The following is a 20,218-nucleotide window of genomic DNA, read 5'->3' as shown; positions in this document are numbered from 1 at the left end:
CTAGTCAGCGGCGCTGCACGGCCTCTTCGGCGACCTCGACCAGCTCGCGGTCGGTGGCCTCGGTCTCCGCGTCGTGTGCCGGCTCGAGCCGGTCGTGCGCGATCAGCGACTGGATAGCCCGCAGTACGGCGCTCGCGGCGGCGCCCCAGGTCGACACGTACGAGAACTGCCACCACCACAGCGCCTCGACGATCCGGCCGTCCTCGTAGTGCGCGAGGCCGTGCACCAGGTCGGTCGCGATCGCGGTGAGGTCGTCGGAGAGCCGGTTGACGGTGATCTCCGGCGGCGCGGCGTACGGGTCGAAGACCTCGGCGTACTCGTCCAGGCCCTCGAAGAGCACCGCGAGCCGGTCCCGCATCGCGTCCAGGTCCGGGTCCGGGCCGGCGTCGCTCTCGAAACGCTCCTCCGGCACGAAGTCCTCGAACGCGCCGAGCCGGCCGCCGGCGAGCAGCAGCTGGCTCACCTCGAGGAGCAGGTACGGCAGCGAGGCGAGGCCCTCGTCGACCCCGTCCTCGTCCGGCTGCGCGGCGATGTCGCGCACCGAGATCAGGAAGCTCCGGACCTGGTCGGCGATCTGCTCGGCGAACTCTGTCAGGTCCTCGCTGTCGGTGCCCAAAGCGCGTTCCGCAATATCTGTTGGTTCAGTCATCGATCGATCGTCGCCCTTCAAATGCCCGTCCGAGAGTGACCTCGTCGGCGTACTCGAGGTCACCGCCTACTGGAAGTCCACTAGCCAATCGGGTGACGCGCAACCCCATGGGCCGCAGCAGGCGGCTCAGGTAGGTCGCGGTCGCCTCGCCTTCAAGGTTCGGGTCGGTGGCCAGAATGATCTCGGTCACCTCGCCGCTGGCCAGCCGCTGCATGAGCTCCTTGATCCGCAGTTCGTCCGGGCCGATGCCCTCGATCGGCGAAATCGCCCCGCCGAGCACGTGGTACCGGCCGCGGAACTCGCGGGTGCGCTCGATCGCGACCACGTCCTTGGCCTCTTCGACCACACAGATCAGACTCAGGTCGCGGCGCGGGTCACGGCAGATCCGGCACTGCACGTCCTCCGCGACATTGCCGCAGATCTCGCAGAACTTGACCTTCTCCTTGACCTGCACGAGCACGTGCGCGAGCCGCCGTACGTCGGTCTCGTCGGCCGCGAGCAGGTGGAACGCGATCCGCTGCGCGGACTTCGGCCCCACACCGGGCAGCCGCCCCAGCTCGTCGATGAGATCCTGAACGGCCCCCTCGTACACGTCAGCCCGGGTTCTGGCCGGGCTCGCCGGCCGCGCTCCCCGGGTTCACGAACCCGACGCCACCCGAACCGCCCTGCTCACCGCTCGCCCGCGCCGACCCGCCCGGCCCGGCTGTTTCCTCCGGGCCCTGGGGCTTCGGAGCGCTCTCGTCCTCACCGGTCCGACCGATCTGCGGCGTCTGCGACTCAGGCAGGGCGAACCCGGCGGGAGCCGACGACTCACCGCCGCCGAACCCGGGGAAACCGCCCTCGCCACCGAACGCGCCGCCCAGCCCACCGGCCAGCGGTCCCATCGCGGCAGCAGCAGCCTGCTTCGCGTTCTCCGAGGCGTCCCGGACCGCGGCGACCACCAGGTCGGCCAGCGTCTCGGTGTCGTCCGGGTCGACGGCTTCCTTCTTGATGTTCAGGCTGAGCAGCTCGCCCGTGCCGGACACCAGGGCAGTCACCAGACCGCCGCCGGCCGATCCCTCGATCTCCTGACCTTCCAGGTCGGCCTGCGCTTCCATCAGCTGGTTCTGCATCGCCTGCGCCTGCGCGAGCAGGTTGGACATGTCGAAGCCCCCAGCACCGCCACCGTCGAACACCGCGATCTCCTCGTCCGAACCGCTCTCCCGAGCCCCGAGTCTGCCTGCCCGGCCGGTCGGCGAAACCCACCGCCAACCACCGGAGCCTCAACACTAGCCGGTCCTCCGGACAACCCACCTCGCGCCCGGAAACCGACCAGTCTCCCCACGCTTTCCACAACCCTGTGGACAACCCTATCCACACCCCTGTGAATGCTGTGGACCCTCACCTCCACCACTACCCACATGGCTGTGGATGACCGTTCGAGGGTCTAGTTGGGTTCTTCGGTGATGATCTGTGCGCCGAGGGTTTCGCGGAGCAGGTCGGTGTGGGAGCGGGAGTCGTCCTCCAGGACCATGTCGTCCTCGCCGATCGCGTCGGCCTCCTCCTCAGGCGTCAGCGGTACGTCGGGAGCGGCCGCAGCTGCCGACGCCTGCCGCGCCTGCTCAGCCGCAACGGCAGCCTCCGCCGCCCGGCGCTTGCTGCCCGTCTGCCGTCGCCCCGCCGGCGCGGCCTGCTGCGCGGCAGCCTGCGCGGCAGGCTGCTGACGCGCGATCGGCCCGTCTTCCCACGGGTCTTCCGGAGGTATGTCGTACTCGTCCGGCGGCTCCTGCAACGCAATCGCCGCACCAGGCCCGTCATCCCAGGCCCCAGTCCGCCCACCCCGAGCTCCCGAACCCGCAGCCCCCGCTCCAGCGGCCCCGCCGCGTCCACCTGAGCCCGCCGCACCGCCGCCGCCCGCACCTGCTCCGGCCGATCCCGCCGCACCGCCACCGCCCGCGCCATGCCCGGCCGCGCCCGCCGCGCCGCGTCCACCCGAGCCCGCTGCACCGCCACCGCCGGCACCTGCGCCGGCCGATCCCGCCGCACCACCGCTGCGTGCACCTGCTCCAGCCGCGTCCGCTGCGCCGCCACCGCCCGCACTGGGCCCAGCCGCGCCCGCTGCACTGCCGCCGCCTGCGTCGTGTCCAGCCCCGCCCGCTGCGCTGCCGGCAGCGTGGCTGGCCGCTCCGCCGACCCCGCTGGCCGCACCTGAGCCGCTGGCATCGGGCGCACCACCGTGACCGCCCGCTCCGGCACCCAGCCCAGCCGCATCGGATCCGCCGTCACCTGCCCCAGCGCCACCGGCCCCGCTGACACCTGTGCCGGGATCTCCTGCGCCCGCTGCGCCCGCGCCGGCCGCCGGGCCACCTGCACTCGGACCGCCAAGTCCGCTCGCACCTGGCCCACCGACAACCCCGGGACCAGCTGCCGAAACCCCACCGCCGCCCGGTCCGCCGCTCCCGGAACCGTCCGCCGAACCTGGGCCACTGGATCCGCCGAGGCCCGCGGCCCCACCGGACTGCGGACCGCCAGCTTGACCAGGGCCGCCTGACTGCGGGCCCGGGCGACCTGCAGAGCCGCCTCCTCCCGCGCCCGGGTCGGCCGACGGGTCGACGACTGCCTCGACACGACGGTTGACGCCGATCGAGTCGATCATCGCCTGGCGAAGAATCTCGTCGCTGCCGGACCGCGCGAAGCTCTCCCGAGCACCGGCGTTCACCAGCCCGAGTGTCAGCGTCTGGTCGTCGATCGCGATGACCTGAGCGTTCTGACTCAGCATGATCCAGGCGAACCGCCGCTGCGCCTTGACGGCTTCCAAGACCTCGGGCCACAACCGCCGAATGTCAGCCAGCCCGACACCCCCACCGGCCGCCACACCTGCCTGACCGGGCGCCGAAACACCCTGGCCGGCCGGAGCCGACTGCGCGGGCTCGCTCGGCTGAGCGCTCTGGCCTGGCTGTTCCGGTGCGCCGGCCGGTTCATCACCCCAGGCACCAGTACGCGCCACGCCGGACGCGCCAACCGGTCCACCCGCAGCTGATTCACTGCCCCGGCTGGCTCTATCGCCCGTCCCACTCACACCCGCCGCAGTCCTACCTGGACCAGCGGACGCGGCTGGGCTCGCAGGGCCGGCGGTCTCGACTGAGCCCTCCGGAGCGCCTGAGCCCGCAGTGGGGGCAGCAGATGCTGTGTCGTCGGGGCTGGAGGCGGTGCGGTTGCCTGCGCCTGCGGCGGCCCGAGCGGCCGCTCTGCTCGTCGCAGCTGCAGCAGGAGCGCTCCCGTCGCCGTACGAGTCCGCTCCGGCGACACCCGACACACCAGCCGCCTGAGCAGGACCGGACGCGCCGCCTGCGTGAGCAGGAGCAGACATGCCGCCCGCCTGACCGGGCCCCGGCGTACCAGCGCCCTGGACAGCGCCCGGCGCGGAGTCCGGCGTGCCGCTGGGGATGGCGAGCCGGCGTTCCATGCGGTCGAGGCGGGCCTGGATACCGTTCGTGGAGTCGTCGGCGCCGGGGAGGAGGACCTTGGCGCAGATGAGTTCGAGCTGCAGGCGCGGGGCGGTCGCGCCGCGCATCTCCAGCAGACCGGCCGCGACGATGTCCGCGGCCCGGGTCAGCTCCGCCGGACCGATCCCGGCGGCCTGGGTGTGCAGCCGCTCAGCCTGGTCCTCGGCGGCCTCGATCAGACCGGAGGTCACAGCAGTCGGTACGGCGGACAGCACCACGAGGTCTCGCAGCCGCCGCAGCAGGTCTTCGGCGAACCGCTTCGGGTCCTGGCCGGTCTCGATGACCTTCTCAACTGTCTCGAACACTGCCGCGCTGTCATGCGCCGCGAACCCGTCAACACACGCGTCGAGCAGCGAGTCGGGTGTGAACCCGAGCAGGGCGACCGCCAGCTCGTACGTCACGCCGGCCGGGCCTGCCCCGCCGATCAGCTGGTCGAGCACGCTCAGCGAATCACGAACAGAGCCGGCACCGGCCCGCACGACAAGCGGCAACGCGGCCGACTCGATCGCCACGCCCTCGGACTCGCACAGGGTCGCCATGTAGTCGGCGAGCACCTTCGGCGGCACCAGGCGGAACGGGTAGTGGTGCGTCCGCGACCGGATCGTCCCGATCACCTTGTCGGGCTCGGTGGTGGCGAAGATGAACTTGAGGTGCGGCGGCGGCTCCTCGACCAGCTTCAGCAGGGCATTGAAGCCCTGCGTGGTCACCATGTGCGCCTCGTCGATGATGTAGATCTTGTAGCGGCTCTCGACCGGCGCGAAGAACGCCCGCTCGCGCAGGTCGCGCGCGTCGTCCACACCACCGTGCGAGGCCGCGTCGATCTCGATGACGTCGATGCTGCCTGGGCCGCCACGCGCCAGGTCGGTGCACGACTTGCACACCCCGCACGGCTCGGCGATCGGGCCCTTCTCACAGTTGATCGCCCGGGCGAGGATCCGCGCGCTGGTGGTCTTCCCACACCCGCGCGGCCCGGAGAACAGGTAGGCGTGATTGACCCGGTTGTTGCTCAACGCGTTCCGCAGCGGTGCCGTGACATGGTCCTGCCCGATCACCTCCGCGAACGTCTCCGGGCGGTACCGGCGATACAAGGCAAGGGGCGCTTCCACGCGGCAACCCTAGCGCCGCCCGCGGACAATTCCCCGCCCACGGGGCCCGGCGCGCGACCTAGGGTGGTGCGGGTGACGACTGGGGACGAGCGGCAGCAGGCAGTGATCACCCGGGCGGCCGAGGTCCTGCGCGCCGACGAGCGGGTGCTGGGGGTGTACCTGATCGGCAGCTACGGGACGGGCGCCGCCGACCGGTTCAGCGACGTCGACGTACACCTCGTGGTGACCGACGACAGCACCGAGTGGTTCGAGGAGCACTGGGCCGACGTACTACGAGAGCTCGCCGGGCCGACCGTGCTGGCGGATCGGCTACCGGGGCTGATCGGTGGGCTCGGCATCACGCCGGACTGGCTGCACGTGGATCTGATCGTGCACCCGCTGGCATCGTTCGACCGATTCCAGTACGACGGGGTGCGGGTGCTGTTCGACCGGGAGGGCACGCTGTTCCCGGAGGGCGACATCGCACCTCGAGGCGGCCGACCCGGCGAACCGTACTGGCCGGACCGCGCCGTCAACCTGTTCTTCTACTTCCTCGGCAACCTGGTCACTGTTCTCGGGCGGGACGAGCGAATCGTCGCAAACCAGGGCGTTGGTGCCGTCCGCGACCAGCTCGTCGCGCTGATGCTCGCCGAGCGCGGCGTACACCGGACCAGCGGAGCCAAGCGCTTGAACGCGCTCCTGTCCGACGAACAACGCATCGCACTGGAATCCATCCCCGCCGCCGGCACCGACCCGGCCGACATCATCGCGGCCAACCAGTACATCTGCCGTCAGTTCATCGCCCGCGGCACGGCGCTGGCGAAGCTCACCGGCAACGTCTGGCCCACCGCCTTCGTCGGCGCGACCCTCGAGCACCTCCAGAAGCACTTCGGCTGCAGCTTCGACTGACCACCGTCTCCGTGGGCACGGAATCTTCGTGCCCACGGCAACCACTGCCTACTCCAGGTGGTAGTTGGCGAAGCGGGTGCGGAGGTCCTTCTTCGAGAACTTGCCGACCGAGGTCTTCGGCACCTCGTCGATGAACTCGACCGCGTCCGGCAGCCACCACTTCGCGACCAGCGGCTGGAGGTATTCGAGGATCTCCTCACTGGTCGCGCTCGTGCCCTCCTGGAGGACGACGCAGGCGAGCGGCCGCTCGTCCCACTTCGGATGCGGCACGCCGATCACCGCGGCCTCCTTCACCGCGGGATGCGCCATCAGCAGGTTCTCCAGCTCCACCGAGCTGATCCACTCGCCGCCGGACTTCACCAGATCCTTGGTCCGGTCGACGATCCGCACCGATCCGAACCGGTCGATCGCGGCGACGTCTCCCGTCTTCATCCACCCGTCCTCGGTGTTCAGCTGCGCACCGTCATCGGGCCGGTAATACTCAGCTGCGATCCACGGGCCGCGCACCTGCAGCTCGCCGGTCACCTCGTCGTCCCAGGGCAGCGGGGTGATCGAACCGGGCTCGACGATCCGCACCTCGACACCGGGCAGCGGCAGGCCGGCCCGCGCCCGCAGGTGTGCCTGCTCCTCCTCGGGGAGGTCCGTGTTCCGTGAAGGGACGTGGGCCGCGGTCGCGACCGGGCTCGTCTCCGTCATGCCCCACGCCTGGAGGATGGGCCGGCCGAGCTTGGCGCGGAAGGCCTCGGACAGCGCCTCCGGCACCGCGGATCCGCCGCACGGGATGCGCCGCAGCTTCGGCAACTCGACGCCGTCGAGCAGCGGCAGCAGCCCCTGCCAGATCGTCGGCACGCCGGCGGACAGCGTCACTTCCTGCTCCTGGAGCAGCTTCAGGATCCCCTGCGGGCTCATGTCCGGCCCGGGGAACACGAGCGACGCCCCGGCCATCGGCGCCGCGTGCGCCAGACCCCACGCGTTCGCGTGGAACATCGGCACGACGGGCATCACGGTGTCGGTCTCGGCGAGTCCGATCCCGGCGTTGGTCAGGACACCGATCGAGTGCAGCCAGGTCGAGCGGTGGGAGTAGACGACGCCCTTCGGGTGACCCGTCGTACCGCTCGTATAGCACATCGCCGCGGCCTGGTTCTCGTCCTCGACGTGGAACTCCACCGGCTGCGCGGCGGCGAGCAACTCCTCGTAGTCGTGGAACCTCGGGTCGTCCGGGATCTCCGCCGCGGGGGCGCCGGCCGGGAGGTCGTCCATCACGACGATGTGGCGGAGCTGCGGCAGGCGCTCCAGCAGCGGCAGGAACAGTCCGAGCAGCGACCGGTCGACGAACACGACCTCGTCCTCGGCGTGGTTCGCGATGTAGACGACCTGGTCCGGGAAGAGTCTGATGTTCAGCGTGTGCAGCACGCGGCCGGTGCAGGGCGCAGCGAAGTACAACTCGAGGTGCCGGCCCGAGTTCCACGCGAAGGTCGCGACACGGCCGTCCGTGCTGATCCCGAGAGTGTCGAGGACCCCGCCCAGGCGTCTTGTGCGGTCGGCCCACTCGCCGTACGTCAGCTTGGTCGGCGCCGGGCCGCCGGTGTAGACGGTCTTGTCCGGGTAGAACTGCTCGGCCCGACGGAAGATCGTGTCGAGCGACAGCTGGTAACTCTGCATCAGACCCTTCATGAAGACACTGTGCCAGCCGCGGTGTCACCTTGACCATGACCTCAACCGGACTTTCTCCGGCACTCTTCCGGAACCCTGCCGGAATCGTCGCCTCCGGCAACAGCCACGAAACACTCACCACAAACAGATGACACGACATACATGTCGTGTAATATATCTGCCATGAAGGTTGTCGAGGAGCTTCGCTATCTGGTGCTGGCGATCCAGCGCGAGGGCAATCGCCTGCTCGCCGCGGAGCTGCGGCCGCTCGGCATCACGCCTTCACAGGCAGAGGTTCTGCGCGTGCTGCGCGACCACGGCCCGATGACGCTCAACGCCCTCGGCGGGCTGCTCGTCTGCGAGACCGGCAACAGCCCGAGCCGGCTGGTCGACCGGCTCGTCGCGCAGGGCCTGGTGAAACGCGGCATCGACAAGGTCGACCGGCGTTACCTCACGCTGAGCCTGACTCCGCAGGGCCGCGCACTGCACCGCCGCATCATCACCGCGGAGAACCGGCTGCATCGCACGATGGACGACCGTCTCGCCGGCCAGGCGCTCGACGAGACGATCAGCACCCTTCGCTCGCTCGCCGACGCCTTCCCGACCGGGGCCGCCCTGGCCCGCCGCCGGGGTCCCGAACTCGCCCATCAGGAGAACTAGTCATGGAACAGGCCACCGAGACCATCCACGCCGGCCAGGCAGCGATCCGGCAGGTGCTGCTCGACGCCCTAGGCCTGCCGGAGTGGAACGAGGCGTTCCTCGCCATCGACGGCCCCCGCGAGACCAACCCCGGGACCCGTTACGCGCTCCGCGTCCGTCCAGGCTTCTCCGGCGAGCTGCAATACACAGTGGTCGAGGCGGACCGCGTCGAGATCGTCTGGCAGGTCCCCGGCTTCCGCGAGGTCGGCACGTGGACGATCGGCGCGGACAGCCGGGTCACTCACACGTTCGAGCAGTCCGGACCGCTGGCGACCGTCCTCCGCCCGGCCTACCGGAACATTGCCACCATCCGCCTGGCCCGCCTCGCCAACCGCATCCGCCAGGTCCAACTGGCCCACACAGCCTGAGCCGGGCGCACTACGCTCCGGTCATGCTGACGGAGGTGCGCGACACCAGGCTGTACGTCGACCAGCGCGGCCGCTCGGACGCGCCGCCGCTGCTGTTCGTCCACGGCGGCCCCGGCGCGGGCTCGTACGACTTCATGGCGTTCCAGGGCGACCGTCTCGCGCGCGACTTCGACCTGATCGGCGTCGACCAGCGCGGCGTCCAGCGCTCGGACCCGCTCAACGGGCCGGTGAGCGAGCAAGACCTGATCGCCGATTTCGAGGCGCTGCGTGAGCACCTTGGCGTCCGGCAGTGGTCGGTCCTCAGCCACTCGTACGGCGGTCGCCTGGCACTCAGGTACGCCGTCGCACACCCGGCCTCGGTGACTCGCATCGTCTTCGAGAACCCCGCCTGGGACATCCCGCTTGCCACCGAGAACCTCGTTCGCGCCGCGCTGCCGCTACTGCCCGGAGCCGAGCTCCCGCCGCACTCCGGTCCAGCGACCAAGCAGATGTGGGACGAGCGCATCGCTGTGATCGCGCAGCTCGGCGACCGCCGGATGGAGATCTATCTCGGACCAGGGTCCCGAGACTTACAGTTACCGGCCGACACTGAGCTGCCGGATGAGTACCACCAGCGCTCGGGTCACTTCTCCGGTGAGATCACCAACTCCCCCAGCTTCGGCGAGCCCGTCTTGCAGCACTTCGCTCGGCTGACGCAGCCCGCCCTGCTGATCAAAGGCGAATACGACCCGGCCACCAGCCCGCGGGAGATCGAGCTGTTCCGCTCCGACGTACCGAACGGCACTTACTACTACGCGACAGGCGCCGGCCACTTCGTGCACGCCGAGCAGCCGGGTTCCTTCGCCCGGCTGGTGACCGAGTTCGTCAGCTGAAGGCGAGGGGTACGGCGCGCTTGTGAGCGGTACGGCGGTGCGTGGCGATGATCTTGGCGGCAGCCGATCCGTCGACGTCGCGGCCCTCGAGGAAGTCGTCGATCTCGTCGTACGTCACGCCCAGCACCGACTCGTCCGGCACACCCGGGTTGTTCGTCTCCAGGTCGGCGGTCGGCACCTTTCCGGTGATCTCCGGTGATGCGCCGAGCCACTCGCCGACCGCACGGACGCGGCGCTTGGTGAGGCCGGACAGCGGCGTCAGGTCGCAGGCGCCGTCGCCGTACTTGGTGAAGAACCCCATCACCGCCTCCGCCGCGTGGTCCGTGCCGACCACCAGCCCGCCGCGGGCACCGGCCACGAGATACTGCGCGACCATCCGCTGGCGGGCCTTGATGTTGCCGACGTGGAAGTCCTCGCGGTCACCGAGCCCGGAGTGCCGCACCGCCTCGACCATCGCGTCGGTGGCCGGCTGCACGTCCACCACGAGGGTCTCGTCGGGCTTGATGAACTCGAGCGAGCGCTGCGCGTCCACCTCGTCGGCCTGCACGCCGTACGGCAGCCGCATCGCGACGAACGTCGCCTGACCGCCCTCCGACCGCACCCGCTCCACCGCGAGCTGGCACAGCCGGCCCGCCGTGGCGGAGTCGACACCGCCGCTGATCCCGAGCACATACGCCGAGGCGCCGGTCCGCCGGAGCCGGTCGGCCAGGAACTCGACCCGCTGCTCGGCCTCGTTGGCCACGTCGAACGCCGCGGGCACGTCGAGCTCCGCGATGATCAGTTCCTGCAGATAGCGGCTCTCGGGGTTCATCGGTCTCCTTGGTCTCGGGACGACGTCTCGGAGGACCAAGCCTAGACATAAGGATTCCCCGCGCACCCGGAAGAGCTCACTTACCCTTGCTGCCTTCCGGCCCTGGGGGGATTGGGCGAGATACCGCCACGCGGGGAACCAGCCATGAGTGTACGGGATCGGAAGAGCATGCCCGAAATCCGCCCGAACTCGCGCATCCGCGGGACCGGCGCGTTCCACCTCCGGCCGGCGGGTCAAGAGCGCTCAGCTGCGAACGCTGTGAGCGAACAAGGGTGGCCGTCGGTGCCGGCGAGGGGTGAGACTGGTTTGGTGACGGATCATCGTTTTGGGGCGTTCGGGATCACGACCGGACTCGACAGCAGTGCGGAGTCCATCGCGGCGGCGCGGGCGGCCGAGGAGCTCGGCTATCCAGTGATCTGGCTGTCCGGCGGGCCGCTGCCCGGGCTGCAGACCATCACCGACCTGGTGGACGCGACGACGGCGATCAAGTTCGTCAGCGGGATCCTGGCGGTCGTGAAGTACAGCCCGGCCGACGTGAGTACGACGTACGCCGCGCTGGAGGCGTCCGCGCCGGGACGGTTCACCGTTGGTCTGGGAGGAGCACACGGCGCCAAGCCGATCGCCACGCTCAACGCGTACCTGGACGAGCTGGATGTGCCGGTGGACCGTCGGGTGCTCGCAGCGCTCGGTCCGAAGATGCTGAAGCTGGCTGCGGAGCGGTCCGCCGGCGCGTACCCGTTCCTGACCCGTGCGGCGTACTCCGCCGAGGCGCGGAAGGTGCTCGGCCCTGACAAGCTCCTGGCCGTCAGCCACCTCGTCGTACTGGAGAGCGACGCGGAGCGGGCCAGGGCGATCGCGCGGGACACCATCAGCTTCTTCACGACGATCCCTGGCTACGCCAGCTCGCTGAAGCGCCAGGGGTTCAGCCAGAGCGATCTGTCCACACTTCCCGACCACATGGTCGATGCCCTCGCGGCTTGGGGCAGTCCGGCGGACATCAAGGCCAAGCTCACCGAGCACCTTGATGCCGGTGCCGACCACGTCGCCGTCAACGTCATCACCGGGGTGACGGGTCCACAGCCGATCGAGCAGTGGCGCGCGTTAGCTCCTTCCCTGCTCGGATAGCTGCTTCTCGTACAGGCGGGCGCTCGACTCCAGCTTGTCGTACCGGTACGGGCGCACCTCACCCGTCGCCTCGAACCCTTGCCGCTGCCAGAAGCCGGTGGCGACCTGGGCGTTCGTGTCGACGACAGCCAGCCGCATGGTCCGGACCTCGGGCCAGGTGGTGTCGACGTACCGTTCGACGAGCCGGTACGTCGTCCCGCCGTACCCGTGGCCCTGGCGGGTCGCGTGGACCTCGAGGAGCCCGATGAACGCCGTGTGCTCGTTCGGGAAGCCCCTGAGCAGGTCGACAACGGCAACGAGCTGACCGTCGTCGAAAGCCCCCAGCACGACCTTTGACACCTCGGGCAGGTCCGCTGGACGCATCATCAACAGGCTTTGGGCGTCTGATTCGCCCGGCGGATAGCCGGTGATCCGCTCCGTGTACCCCGGATCGGACTCGATCAGCTCCTGCACCGCGTCGACATCTGCCGGGGCGATCGGGCGCAGTTCCATGCAGCCGACCCTAGATGAGGAGCCCTACCGCCATCTGCGCACTCCTCCAAGCTGAGGTCCTCCAAATGAAACAGCACCAGCGCCTCCAGCTCCATCACAGGCACCCCGCCGAGCAACCGCCGTACGTCGACCCTGTCGATCACCTGATCCGCCGGGTCGGGCTCCTCGTCCACGTCGACCCGCGGCTGGTCGGCGTACCGCTGCCGCAAGTGATTGACCACGCTGCGCCGAGCGATGTTGAACAGCCACGCCGCGAACCGCTCCGGCTCCTTGAGCCGCGGCAGCCCCGTACGACCGCCGGCCAGACCTCCTGCGACACGTCGTCGGCCAGGTCCTCACTGCCGAGCATGTGCCGCACATACGAGCAGACCGCCCCGTGCCACCCCCGTACCAACTCAGCAGCCGCCTCCCGCTCCCCCACCTGAGCCCGCACCACCACACCCACCCAACCCGACTCCACGCGTCACCTCCCTCACACCACAGTCGCCCCACCCGCCCACCAGGTTCACGCCCCCGATTTCGGATTCCCGCGCCCCCTCGGTATCCTCTCCGCTTGGAGGATTCGCCTAGAGGCCTAGGGCGCACGCTTGGAAAGCGTGTTGGGGGCAACCCCTCACGAGTTCGAATCTCGTATCCTCCGCCAGCTTCCCCGGACTGAAGAAACCGCAGGTCAAGGCCCGGTTTCGGAATCCGGAGACATGCACGACAGAGGGGCCGGACGCTCAGCGTCCGGCCCCTCTTCATATCCCATGGTCTCAACGGAGGTCTCAACAGCCGTCTCAGGCAGGTACGAGAACCCCTCCGGCGGCCTCGTCCGGGTCGAGGAAGCCCGACTCCTGGCGGACGAAACCGCGAGCGTTGATCTGCGCCGCTTCCACGGCTTGGTCGCGCCAGCCTGGAACCGCCAGCGAGAGCCCTACTTCGCCTGGCATCGAGTCCACCGATTCCGTCGCGCTACAGCGAAGCAAAGGGCCGACATGGCTGGGACTGATGCGTCTCTCCCATTATCCAAGTGTCTCAGGACTCGACCTGACCTGCGCGGATGACTGGGACAGTCCTGACCAAAGCCTGTCCCAGCCCTCCTGTCTGCACCCGGTCAGATCGGAACGCAGGCTGCCGCTCGCGTTCCCGAATCACCCTTGAGTGAGCGGCGCGTTGATTTGAGCAATCGACTGCTGACCGCTTGTTAGTGCGGGCTCGGATGGAGGGACTACCTCAGGGTGATCGCAATCTGGCTTGCCGGGACAGTAAGGGTCGACCGACCAACTCGGAAGACGGCTACCCCGTTCGCGGTCCCCAGACACCGAAGCCGTGAAGAGTTCAACGCTGTCGGCCGGACGCCAGCGCTACTCAACCACTCAACGGCGCAGGGCTGGGATCTGACATCTAGGACTCGAAATCCAGCGAACGTCAGGGGGGTGACCGTCCGGCCATCCTCGGCAGCATCAGCAGCCTTGTCGACCGCCCGCCAACCGACTGCAAGTGCGATAGCGAGTCCAACACTGCCGAACACAGCCCACCGGACAGTGAATTGCAGCCTACTCGGCCAGGGATAGCGCACTTCACCGAAGAGTGCCTGCACGAGCATTGTCATCGGAAAGAGGGGAACCACGAACGCGAGACCGTCAAGCAGTTTGCGGCCCCAGAACAGTTCCCACTCCTGTTCCCAGATCTTCTCGAACTCTTTGCGCTGGGCCCGAGATAGTTGCAGATTCATCCTGCTGACTATCCAAATGAATAACCAACCGATTGCCCAGGTGAAAAGACTGAACAGGACGACGGCTAGTGAGGCAGCGACGATGAGACCTAGCAGAGCTATCACGCCAGCAACTGCGCGGGATACGATCGCAGTGCGATCCAGGCCCACGTCGCCGGGCTCAATGCCTAATCGAGAGTAGAACTTGTCATAGTAGATCGACAGGACGAGGTAGAGGACTAAGGCAGCTGTGCCGCCGAGTTGCAGCAGAGGCTGCCATTCGAACTTACGCTTGCTGGACGGCTCTGCGGATCGCGCAGCGCGTCGTCCAGCCAGGGATGGTCGCGGCCTACCTGCAATGCGCGATCCTCGCGGCTCAGTAGCATTCACGTCGCAAGTACAGCCGATCGCAGCGCCTTTGTGTAACTGTAGTGGCGCATCAGCTCTCAGTCCGTCGCCCCGAGGTTTCAGCGCGTAAAGCTCGCGCCTGGGCACAGGCACCCGCCGTGCTGCGTGACAGCTTCCCCCGTCTCGCCAGCGTCGCCCCTAATCGGTCAGAATCCGGCCTGGCGACCATGGACTGTGCCATCGTGAAGCGGCCAACAACATGTTCGCACAGGCGAGTGCCGCGCAGAGTCTGGTCTGTGAATCTGTGGGCGTATCCCAACGCAGATTCAACCCCTTCCACTCGCCACCAGTCTTGCTGTAGCAGTCTCAGATCAGTCTCAAAGTTAGTCTCGTCCGCGACGGTTCGGGACCGTACGCCACCGACTGGCGGATCTGGGGTCCTCGCTTCAATGGGGTTCCCGGATACCGCTGAACGTCGACTCGCGGTCTTGGAAAGCGTGTTGGGGGCAACCCCTCACGAGTTCGAATCTCGTATCCTCCGCCACTCTTCAGGGCGGCTCTCAGACATGGGAGCCGCCCTGGTGCTTTGTCAGGGGAGATGGTGGAGGGCCTGGCGTAGGAAGTTGTTGCGGCGGGTGGTGGCTGTGGGGCTGTAGAGGGTGGTGGGGGTGTTCAAGGCTGCTACGGCGTCCCAGTAGGCGACGTGTTGAGCTGGGGTGTCGGCGGTTTGTTGCCAGCCGGTGAGGACGTGGGCGGGGGCGTCAGGGCCGAAGCTGATCGCTGCTTGTTTGCGGAGTTCGGAGAGGTCTACTCCGGGAGCGCCTACGCCGGCTGTCTTCCAGTCGATGAAGGCTTTGAGGTGATGGTCGGACCAGACCAGGTTTCCGGGCCATACGTCACCGTGTAGGTAGACCGACTGCTCGCTGGGCAGACCGTGGGCCGTGACGAGGTCGTCGGCCTCAGACAGGAGCGGCGTGGTGGGCAGGTGCCCGGTGCGGCGGTCGCGGGCGAAGTCGTCCACGGCGATGGGGCGTGGGCGGAACGGGAGGTGGGCCCGCGGACGCATCGGGACGGAGTGCAGGTGGGCCAGCGCGGCTCCAGCGGCGCGGAGCCTCTCGGGGGTCCCGACTGCCCATGCCGATGTGCCGGGCACGAGGGTCTCGAGAGTGGCGGGTACGCCGGCATCCGAGCCGGACAGATCCACGTCGACCAGTCGTGGGGCGGGCAGGTCGTGTTGTTCGGCGACTTGGAGTGCCGCGGCGCCCGTCGCGATCATCGGCGCATCGATGCGTGGAGTCGGTGCCCGTAAGACGTAGCGCGCGTCGGCGGTGGTCAGGCGCCACGGGCCCTGGTCGCCATGGAGTGGACTGATCTCGAGCACTGGGCCGACCGCCGCCGCAGCCCAGGTCAGCAGTTGGCTTTCCCTCATGGCCGAGCGTACGCCGGGTCAGTGGTCGCCTGGGGTGATCAGGCCGGTTTCGTAGGCGAGGACTACGGCTTGGGAGCGGTCTCTGAGGGTTAGTTTGGCGAAGATTCGGGCGGCGTGGGTTTTGACGGTGGCTTCGCTGAGGGTGAGGGCGGTGGCTATTTCGGCGTTGGAGAGGCCTTGGCCCATGAGGGTGAGGACTTCCAGTTCGCGGGGGGTGAGGGCGGACAGGTCGCGGTGCAGGGTGGGTGCGGGGGTGGCGAAGCGTTCTACCAGGCGGCGGGTGATGGAGGGGGCCAGCAGGGCGTCGCCGGTGGTGACCAGGCGGACGGCGGCGGCCAGGTGTTCGGGGGTCACGTCCTTGAGCAGGAAGCCGCTGGCGCCGGCGGACAGGGCGGCGTAGACGTACTGGTCCAGGTCGAACGTCGTGAGGATCAGGATCCGGCACCTGGTCGGGGTGGCGAGGATGCGGCGGGTGGCCTCCAGGCCGTCCATGGTCGGCATGCGGATGTCCATCAGGACGACGTCCGGGTGCAGGCGCCGTACGGCGGCCACGGCCTCGACGCCGTCCGCGGCCTCGCCGACGACCTCGATGCCGCGCGCGGACAGGATCATCCGGAAGCCGGTGCGGACCAGGGCCTGATCGTCCGCGATCACCACCCGCGTGGTCACGGGCGCTCCAGTGGGAGCTTGGCGCGGACGCGGAAGCCGCCGCCGAGGCGCCGGCGGGCGTCGAGCTGCCCGCCGTACACGGCGACGCGTTGCTTCAGCCCCAGCAGCCCCCGCCCCTCACCGTCGGACGCGACCGGGCGACCTCCGGTGAGGACGCTCGGCCCGGTGTTCAGGATCTCGACCCGGAGCGCGTGCGGGGCGTAGCGAACGGTCACCTCGGCGGTGTTCCCGTCGCCGTGCTTGAGCGCGTTGGTGAGCGCCTCCTGGATGATGCGGTACGCCGTGACGTCGACGCCGGCCGGTAGCGGAACCGGGTCGCCGGAGATCCGCACCTCGACCGGAAGACCGGCGAACGCGATCCGATCGATCAGCTCGCTGAGGCGCGTCAGACTCGGCTGCGGCGACAGTGCGTCCTCCTCGGCCCCGTCCGCCTTCGGTGCGAGTACGCCGAGCAGATGCCGCAGCTCCGCCATGGTGTCGCGGCCCGCGGCCTCTACCGCGAGGAGAGCCGCCTCCGCCTCGTCGGGTGACGTTGCCAGCACCTGCCGGGCCGCACCGGTCTGGATGACCATGACGCTGACGTTGTGGCTGACGATGTCGTGCAGGTCGTGCGCTATCCGCGCCCGCTCGGCGTCGACCGCCTTCCGCGCCGCGGTCTCCCGTTCCCGTTCCAGCAACCAGCCCCGCTCCTCCAACGCACGCGCATGGGCACGCCGAGTGCGCACAGAGGCGAACGCGAGCAGACCGGCCACCACAGCCAGCAGCGCTACCAGCAACCACATCACGAGATCCACTGTCCCAAAGAATGCGTGGCAGGCCGTACATCTCCAGGATGACAAGGCGCGCACTTTAGCCCGGCAGGCTGACGTCAGCGACCGTTCCGCGGCTCTAGCGTGAGGAGCATGACGGAGGACAACGGACAGGCGGTCGTACAGCTCACCGCCGTACGCAAGGAGTACGGCGAATCCGCCGCGCTCGACGGGGTGTCGCTGGAGATCCACGCAGGCGAGGCGGTCGCGGTGATGGGACCCTCGGGCAGCGGCAAGTCGACGCTGCTCAGCATGGTCGCCGGACTGGACCGGCCGACGTCGGGATCGGTCATCGTGCACGGCGACGACCTGGGCACGCTGGACGAGAAAGGGCTGGCGCTGTTCCGGCGCCGGCGGATCGGGATGATCTTCCAGTTCTTCAACCTGCTGGACGACCTGTCAGCACTCGACAACGTCGCGCTGGCCGCACAGCTCACCGGTACGTCGGCAGCACACGCACGGAAGCGCGCGCTCGAGCTGTTCGAGGAGCTGGGCATCGCTGGACGCCGCAACACCTACCCGGCGCAACTGAGTGGCGGTGAGCGGCAACGGGTAGCAGTCGCCCGCGCACTGATGAACCGCCCTGCCATCCTCCTCGCCGACGAGCCGACGGGCGCGCTCGACACCAGGGCGGGCGAGCAGGTCATGGATCTGCTCCTGGACCTCAACCAGATCGGTCAAACGCTTCTGCTGGTGACACACGACCAGCAGCTCGCAACACGTTGCGCCAGCCGGGTCATCGACTTCCTCGACGGACAGATCGCCGGGGAGCGCAGCCTGGAGCGTACGCCGTGAGCGCCGTCTGGCCGGTCGCACGGGCAGCGGTACGACGGCGTCGCGTGCAGACCGTGGTGATCGGCGTCGTCGTACTGCTCTCCACAACGATGATCGTGGTCGCACTGGGCCTCCTGGCCGCGTCGAGCGGACCGTTCGACCACGCGTACGCGAAGCAGAGCGGTTCCCAGCTGACGGCGTCGTACGACCGCAGCAAGGTGACCGACGCACAACTGACAGCCGCGGCGCGGAGTGCGGCCGCTGTCGCCGGACCGTTCGCGCAGGCGACGCTTGAGCTCGACCGCACGCAGCTGACGGATTCACTGGTGACGGTGGGCCGTGCTGATCCAGGTGGTGCTGTGGATCGGCTGAACGTATGGAAGGGGCGCTGGGCAACCAAGCCGGGTGAGATCGTGCTCAACCGGAACCCGGTCGACAAAGAGGGACGCGGGGGCCCGCAACTGAACGACACCATGACAGCGGGCGGTCAGACGCTGACCATCGTCGGGTTTGCGTACAGCGTGAGCCAGTCGGCCGATGCCTGGGTGACACCGGAACAGATGAACGCACTGCACCCGACGGCGACGCAGATGCTTTATCGCTTCGCTCACGCTGCGACCAACGCCGACGTCACGGCGGGCCAGCAGGGCGTGACGGCCGGTCTGCCGTCCGATGCCCTCATCGGCACACAGTCGTACTTGGCGTTGCGAGCGATGGCAGCGGGCGAGCCCAACACGTTCGTACCGTTCCTGATGGTGTTCGGATGGCTGGGACTCGCCGTCGCCGTACTGATCGTGGCCAACGTCGTGAGCGGTGCTGTTGTCGCAGGGTTCAAGCACATCGGCGTTCTGAAGTCGCTGGGCTTCACGCCGACGCAGGTCATGACGGTGTACCTGGGGATGATCTCCATCCCGGCCGTCGTCGGCTGCGCCGCCGGGGTCGCGCTCGGCAACGTACTCGCGACGTCCTTGCTGACAAGGGCTTTCGAGAACTACGGCGCCGGCGGGCTGGGCGTGCCGATCTGGGTCGACATCGCGACGCTCCTCGGCGTACCTGCTCTGGTTGCACTGTCTGCCCTGTTGCCGGCGTTGCGAGCACGCAGTCTGTCAGCTGCTCAGGCGATCAGTGCGGGGAGCGCACCGCGGGCCGGACGAGGGCTACGAGTACAGCGGTCGCTGAGTGGGACCCGGCTGCCGCGGGCGGTCAGTCTGGGGCTGGGCATGCCGTTCGCGCGTCCTGGACGTACGGCGCTGACCCTGGCGGCAGTGGTGCTCGGAGTGACCAGCGTGACGCTGGCTGTCGGGCTGGGGAAATCACTGACGACCTACCAGACCGCAGCGAGTCGAGCGGATGCTGTTGACCTGACGATGTTCGCCGGCCAAAGCGGCGGCGAGGGCGAAGCGCCGCCGGGTGCGCCCCCTGGTGCCAAGCTGACCGACGCCGAAGACGAGGCCGTACTGCGGGCAACGCCTGGTGTGACGTCCGTGGCTGCCAGCACGGACATGGGGATGCGGCTGCCTGGGACACGAACGGACGTCCGGGTCTCGTTCTACCGCGGCGACTTCGATCAACTCGGGTACCGGATCCTGGCCGGACGCTGGTTCGACGGTCCGGGCCAGGTGGTCGTGTCGGAGCGGTTCCTGCGGCAGCGCGGCCTGGCTGTCGGCGACACGATCACACTGCAGTCCAGGGGCAAGAGCGTACGGGCGCAGATCGTCGGGAAGGCGATGTACAACTCCGGCGACGAGGCGCTGTCCAACTGGGCAACGCTCGCGCTCATCGCGCCAGAGCTCCGGGCCAACCTGTACGAGGTCAACGTGAAGCCGGGGACCGACCTCGACGCCGTCGTCAAGGCGGTGCAGGCCAAGGACTCCGGTTTGGAGGAGACGCCCGGTCAGGACCCCGGCACGTTCGTGGCCGTCGTACTGGCGACCGTAGTACTGCTCACACTGATGCTGGGCACCGTTGCGGCGCTCGGTGTGTTCAACACCGTCGTACTCAACACCCGCGAACGCCGCCGCGACCTGGGCATGCTCAAGTCGATCGGCATGACGCCTGCGCAGGTGACCGCGATGGTCGTGACGTCGATGACCGCGGTAGGCGCGATCGGCGGCCTGCTCGGCATCCCACTGGGGATCGTTGCGCACCGCCTGGTCGTCCCGGCGATGGCCAACGGCGCCCAAATCGAGCTGCCGGACTTCATGCTCGAGGTATACCCTGCGGGCCTGCTCGCCCTGCTGGTCCTCGCCGGCATCGTGATCGCCGCGGCCGGCGCGTACTTCCCGGCCCGCACAGCCGCCCGCGCCACGATCGCCGAGGTTCTCCACAACGAGTGAGCTTGGACA

The 20,218-nt window shown here is 68.8% G+C and carries 18 protein-coding genes, 1 tRNA gene and 1 other RNA gene; 8 read left to right on the top strand and 12 right to left on the bottom strand.

Features of this window, described 5'->3' with window-relative positions; translation table 11 throughout:
• Positions 1-4: 4 nt before the first annotated feature.
• The 4 genes from ACWEOO_RS27660 to ACWEOO_RS27645 all read right to left on the bottom strand — a co-directional run bounded on the left by ACWEOO_RS27660 (position 5) and on the right by ACWEOO_RS27645 (position 5,240).
• Complete coding sequence (locus ACWEOO_RS27660) at positions 5-649, bottom strand: DUF5063 domain-containing protein (protein WP_167203751.1); 645 nt, start codon at positions 647-649, stop codon at positions 5-7.
• Positions 642-1,241 (bottom strand): recombination mediator RecR, encoded by a 600-nt coding sequence (gene recR / locus ACWEOO_RS27655; RefSeq protein ID WP_355700982.1) that lies wholly within the window; start codon positions 1,239-1,241, stop codon positions 642-644. The genes ACWEOO_RS27660 and recR overlap by 8 nt, the downstream gene beginning before the upstream one ends.
• Position 1,242: 1 nt before the next feature.
• On the bottom strand, positions 1,243-1,824 hold the full coding sequence (locus ACWEOO_RS27650) for a YbaB/EbfC family nucleoid-associated protein (protein ID WP_452145507.1): 582 nt from the start codon (positions 1,822-1,824) through the stop codon (positions 1,243-1,245).
• A 251-nt stretch (positions 1,825-2,075) separates the two neighbouring features.
• Complete coding sequence (locus tag ACWEOO_RS27645; protein ID WP_452145506.1) at positions 2,076-5,240, bottom strand: DNA polymerase III subunit gamma and tau; 3,165 nt, start codon at positions 5,238-5,240, stop codon at positions 2,076-2,078.
• A gap of 72 nt (positions 5,241-5,312) precedes the next feature.
• Here ACWEOO_RS27645 and ACWEOO_RS27640 point away from each other — a divergent pair, with 72 nt between their 5' ends.
• Positions 5,313-6,128 (top strand): nucleotidyltransferase domain-containing protein, encoded by an 816-nt coding sequence (locus ACWEOO_RS27640; protein WP_452145505.1) that lies wholly within the window; start codon positions 5,313-5,315, stop codon positions 6,126-6,128.
• A 48-nt stretch (positions 6,129-6,176) separates the two neighbouring features.
• On the opposite strand, the gene ACWEOO_RS27635 is transcribed toward ACWEOO_RS27640, so the two are convergent.
• Complete coding sequence (locus ACWEOO_RS27635) at positions 6,177-7,802, bottom strand: long-chain fatty acid--CoA ligase (RefSeq protein WP_452145504.1); 1,626 nt, start codon at positions 7,800-7,802, stop codon at positions 6,177-6,179.
• Positions 7,803-7,964: 162 nt separating this feature from the next.
• On the opposite strand from ACWEOO_RS27635, the gene ACWEOO_RS27630 reads away from it, so the two are divergent.
• From ACWEOO_RS27630 to ACWEOO_RS27620, 3 genes are read left to right on the top strand one after another with little or no spacing between them, the layout of a single operon-like run.
• Positions 7,965-8,441 carry a MarR family winged helix-turn-helix transcriptional regulator gene (locus ACWEOO_RS27630; protein WP_355700977.1) on the top strand — a complete coding sequence of 159 codons (477 nt, stop codon included), beginning with the start codon at positions 7,965-7,967 and terminating at the stop codon, positions 8,439-8,441.
• Positions 8,442-8,443: 2 nt separating this feature from the next.
• Entirely contained in the window at positions 8,444-8,848 is a 405-nt protein-coding gene (locus ACWEOO_RS27625) for an SRPBCC family protein (protein WP_359939870.1), read from the top strand.
• Between the two features lie 23 nt (positions 8,849-8,871).
• On the top strand, positions 8,872-9,720 hold the full coding sequence (locus ACWEOO_RS27620) for an alpha/beta fold hydrolase (RefSeq protein ID WP_452145503.1): 849 nt from the start codon (positions 8,872-8,874) through the stop codon (positions 9,718-9,720).
• On the opposite strand, the gene nadE is transcribed toward ACWEOO_RS27620, so the two are convergent.
• Positions 9,713-10,531 carry an ammonia-dependent NAD(+) synthetase gene (gene nadE / locus ACWEOO_RS27615; RefSeq protein WP_452145502.1) on the bottom strand — a complete coding sequence of 273 codons (819 nt, stop codon included), beginning with the start codon at positions 10,529-10,531 and terminating at the stop codon, positions 9,713-9,715. The genes ACWEOO_RS27620 and nadE overlap by 8 nt on opposite strands.
• A gap of 46 nt (positions 10,532-10,577) precedes the next feature.
• Positions 10,578-10,674: signal recognition particle sRNA small type (gene ffs / locus ACWEOO_RS27610), an RNA gene on the bottom strand.
• 166 nt (positions 10,675-10,840) lie between these two features.
• Here ffs and ACWEOO_RS27605 point away from each other — a divergent pair.
• Complete coding sequence (locus ACWEOO_RS27605) at positions 10,841-11,656, top strand: TIGR03620 family F420-dependent LLM class oxidoreductase (RefSeq protein WP_452145501.1); 816 nt, start codon at positions 10,841-10,843, stop codon at positions 11,654-11,656.
• Here ACWEOO_RS27605 and ACWEOO_RS27600 read toward each other — a convergent pair.
• The gene (locus tag ACWEOO_RS27600) at positions 11,633-12,148 is read right to left on the bottom strand and encodes a GNAT family N-acetyltransferase (RefSeq protein WP_452145500.1); all 516 of its coding nucleotides are present in this window, start codon (positions 12,146-12,148) and stop codon (positions 11,633-11,635) included. The two genes, ACWEOO_RS27605 and ACWEOO_RS27600, sit on opposite strands and share 24 nt — an antisense overlap.
• A gap of 555 nt (positions 12,149-12,703) precedes the next feature.
• Between ACWEOO_RS27600 and ACWEOO_RS27595 the strand changes: the two genes are divergently transcribed.
• A tRNA-Ser gene (locus ACWEOO_RS27595) sits at positions 12,704-12,791 on the top strand.
• A 136-nt stretch (positions 12,792-12,927) separates the two neighbouring features.
• Here ACWEOO_RS27595 and ACWEOO_RS27590 read toward each other — a convergent pair.
• The 4 genes from ACWEOO_RS27590 to ACWEOO_RS27575 form a co-directional block, all read right to left on the bottom strand.
• Complete coding sequence (locus tag ACWEOO_RS27590) at positions 12,928-13,080, bottom strand: hypothetical protein (protein WP_452145499.1); 153 nt, start codon at positions 13,078-13,080, stop codon at positions 12,928-12,930.
• Positions 13,081-14,781: 1,701 nt separating this feature from the next.
• Positions 14,782-15,621, bottom strand: coding sequence for an aminoglycoside phosphotransferase family protein (locus tag ACWEOO_RS27585; protein WP_452145498.1), 840 nt, complete (start codon positions 15,619-15,621; stop codon positions 14,782-14,784).
• Between the two features lie 18 nt (positions 15,622-15,639).
• Positions 15,640-16,290, bottom strand: a complete 651-nt coding sequence (locus ACWEOO_RS27580) for a response regulator (protein ID WP_452145497.1) — start codon at positions 16,288-16,290, stop codon at positions 15,640-15,642.
• A complete protein-coding gene (locus ACWEOO_RS27575) occupies positions 16,287-17,072 on the bottom strand; it encodes a sensor histidine kinase (protein ID WP_452145496.1) in 786 nt (261 codons plus the stop codon). The genes ACWEOO_RS27580 and ACWEOO_RS27575 overlap by 4 nt, the downstream gene beginning before the upstream one ends.
• Before the next feature lie 120 nt (positions 17,073-17,192).
• Between ACWEOO_RS27575 and ACWEOO_RS27570 the strand changes: the two genes are divergently transcribed.
• On the top strand, positions 17,193-17,894 hold the full coding sequence (locus ACWEOO_RS27570; RefSeq protein ID WP_359939893.1) for an ABC transporter ATP-binding protein: 702 nt from the start codon (positions 17,193-17,195) through the stop codon (positions 17,892-17,894).
• A complete protein-coding gene (locus ACWEOO_RS27565) occupies positions 17,891-20,209 on the top strand; it encodes an FtsX-like permease family protein (RefSeq protein WP_452145495.1) in 2,319 nt (772 codons plus the stop codon). The genes ACWEOO_RS27570 and ACWEOO_RS27565 overlap by 4 nt, the downstream gene beginning before the upstream one ends.
• Positions 20,210-20,218: the final 9 nt, after the last annotated feature.

The organism is Kribbella sp. NPDC004138 (genome assembly GCF_053603655.1).
Note: the sequence above shows the minus strand (reverse complement) of the source record. Positions and strands in the feature narration are given on the sequence as shown.

Excerpts from the sequence above, each read along its gene's own strand:
- ACWEOO_RS27620 (WP_452145503.1), top strand. The coding sequence starts at position 8,872 with ATGCTGACGGAGGTGCGCGACACCAGGCTGTACGTCGACCAGCGCGGC.
- ACWEOO_RS27590 (WP_452145499.1), bottom strand. The coding sequence starts at position 13,080 with ATGCCAGGCGAAGTAGGGCTCTCGCTGGCGGTTCCAGGCTGGCGCGAC.
- ACWEOO_RS27570 (WP_359939893.1), top strand. The coding sequence starts at position 17,193 with ATGACGGAGGACAACGGACAGGCGGTCGTACAGCTCACCGCCGTACGC.
- ACWEOO_RS27575 (WP_452145496.1), bottom strand. The coding sequence starts at position 17,072 with ATGTGGTTGCTGGTAGCGCTGCTGGCTGTGGTGGCCGGTCTGCTCGCG.
- ACWEOO_RS27585 (WP_452145498.1), bottom strand. The coding sequence starts at position 15,621 with ATGAGGGAAAGCCAACTGCTGACCTGGGCTGCGGCGGCGGTCGGCCCA.
- ACWEOO_RS27630 (WP_355700977.1), top strand. The coding sequence starts at position 7,965 with ATGAAGGTTGTCGAGGAGCTTCGCTATCTGGTGCTGGCGATCCAGCGC.
- nadE (WP_452145502.1), bottom strand. The coding sequence starts at position 10,531 with ATGAACCCCGAGAGCCGCTATCTGCAGGAACTGATCATCGCGGAGCTC.
- ACWEOO_RS27635 (WP_452145504.1), bottom strand. The coding sequence starts at position 7,802 with ATGAAGGGTCTGATGCAGAGTTACCAGCTGTCGCTCGACACGATCTTC.
- ACWEOO_RS27600 (WP_452145500.1), bottom strand. The coding sequence starts at position 12,148 with ATGGAACTGCGCCCGATCGCCCCGGCAGATGTCGACGCGGTGCAGGAG.
- ACWEOO_RS27625 (WP_359939870.1), top strand. The coding sequence starts at position 8,444 with ATGGAACAGGCCACCGAGACCATCCACGCCGGCCAGGCAGCGATCCGG.
- ACWEOO_RS27660 (WP_167203751.1), bottom strand. The coding sequence starts at position 649 with ATGACTGAACCAACAGATATTGCGGAACGCGCTTTGGGCACCGACAGC.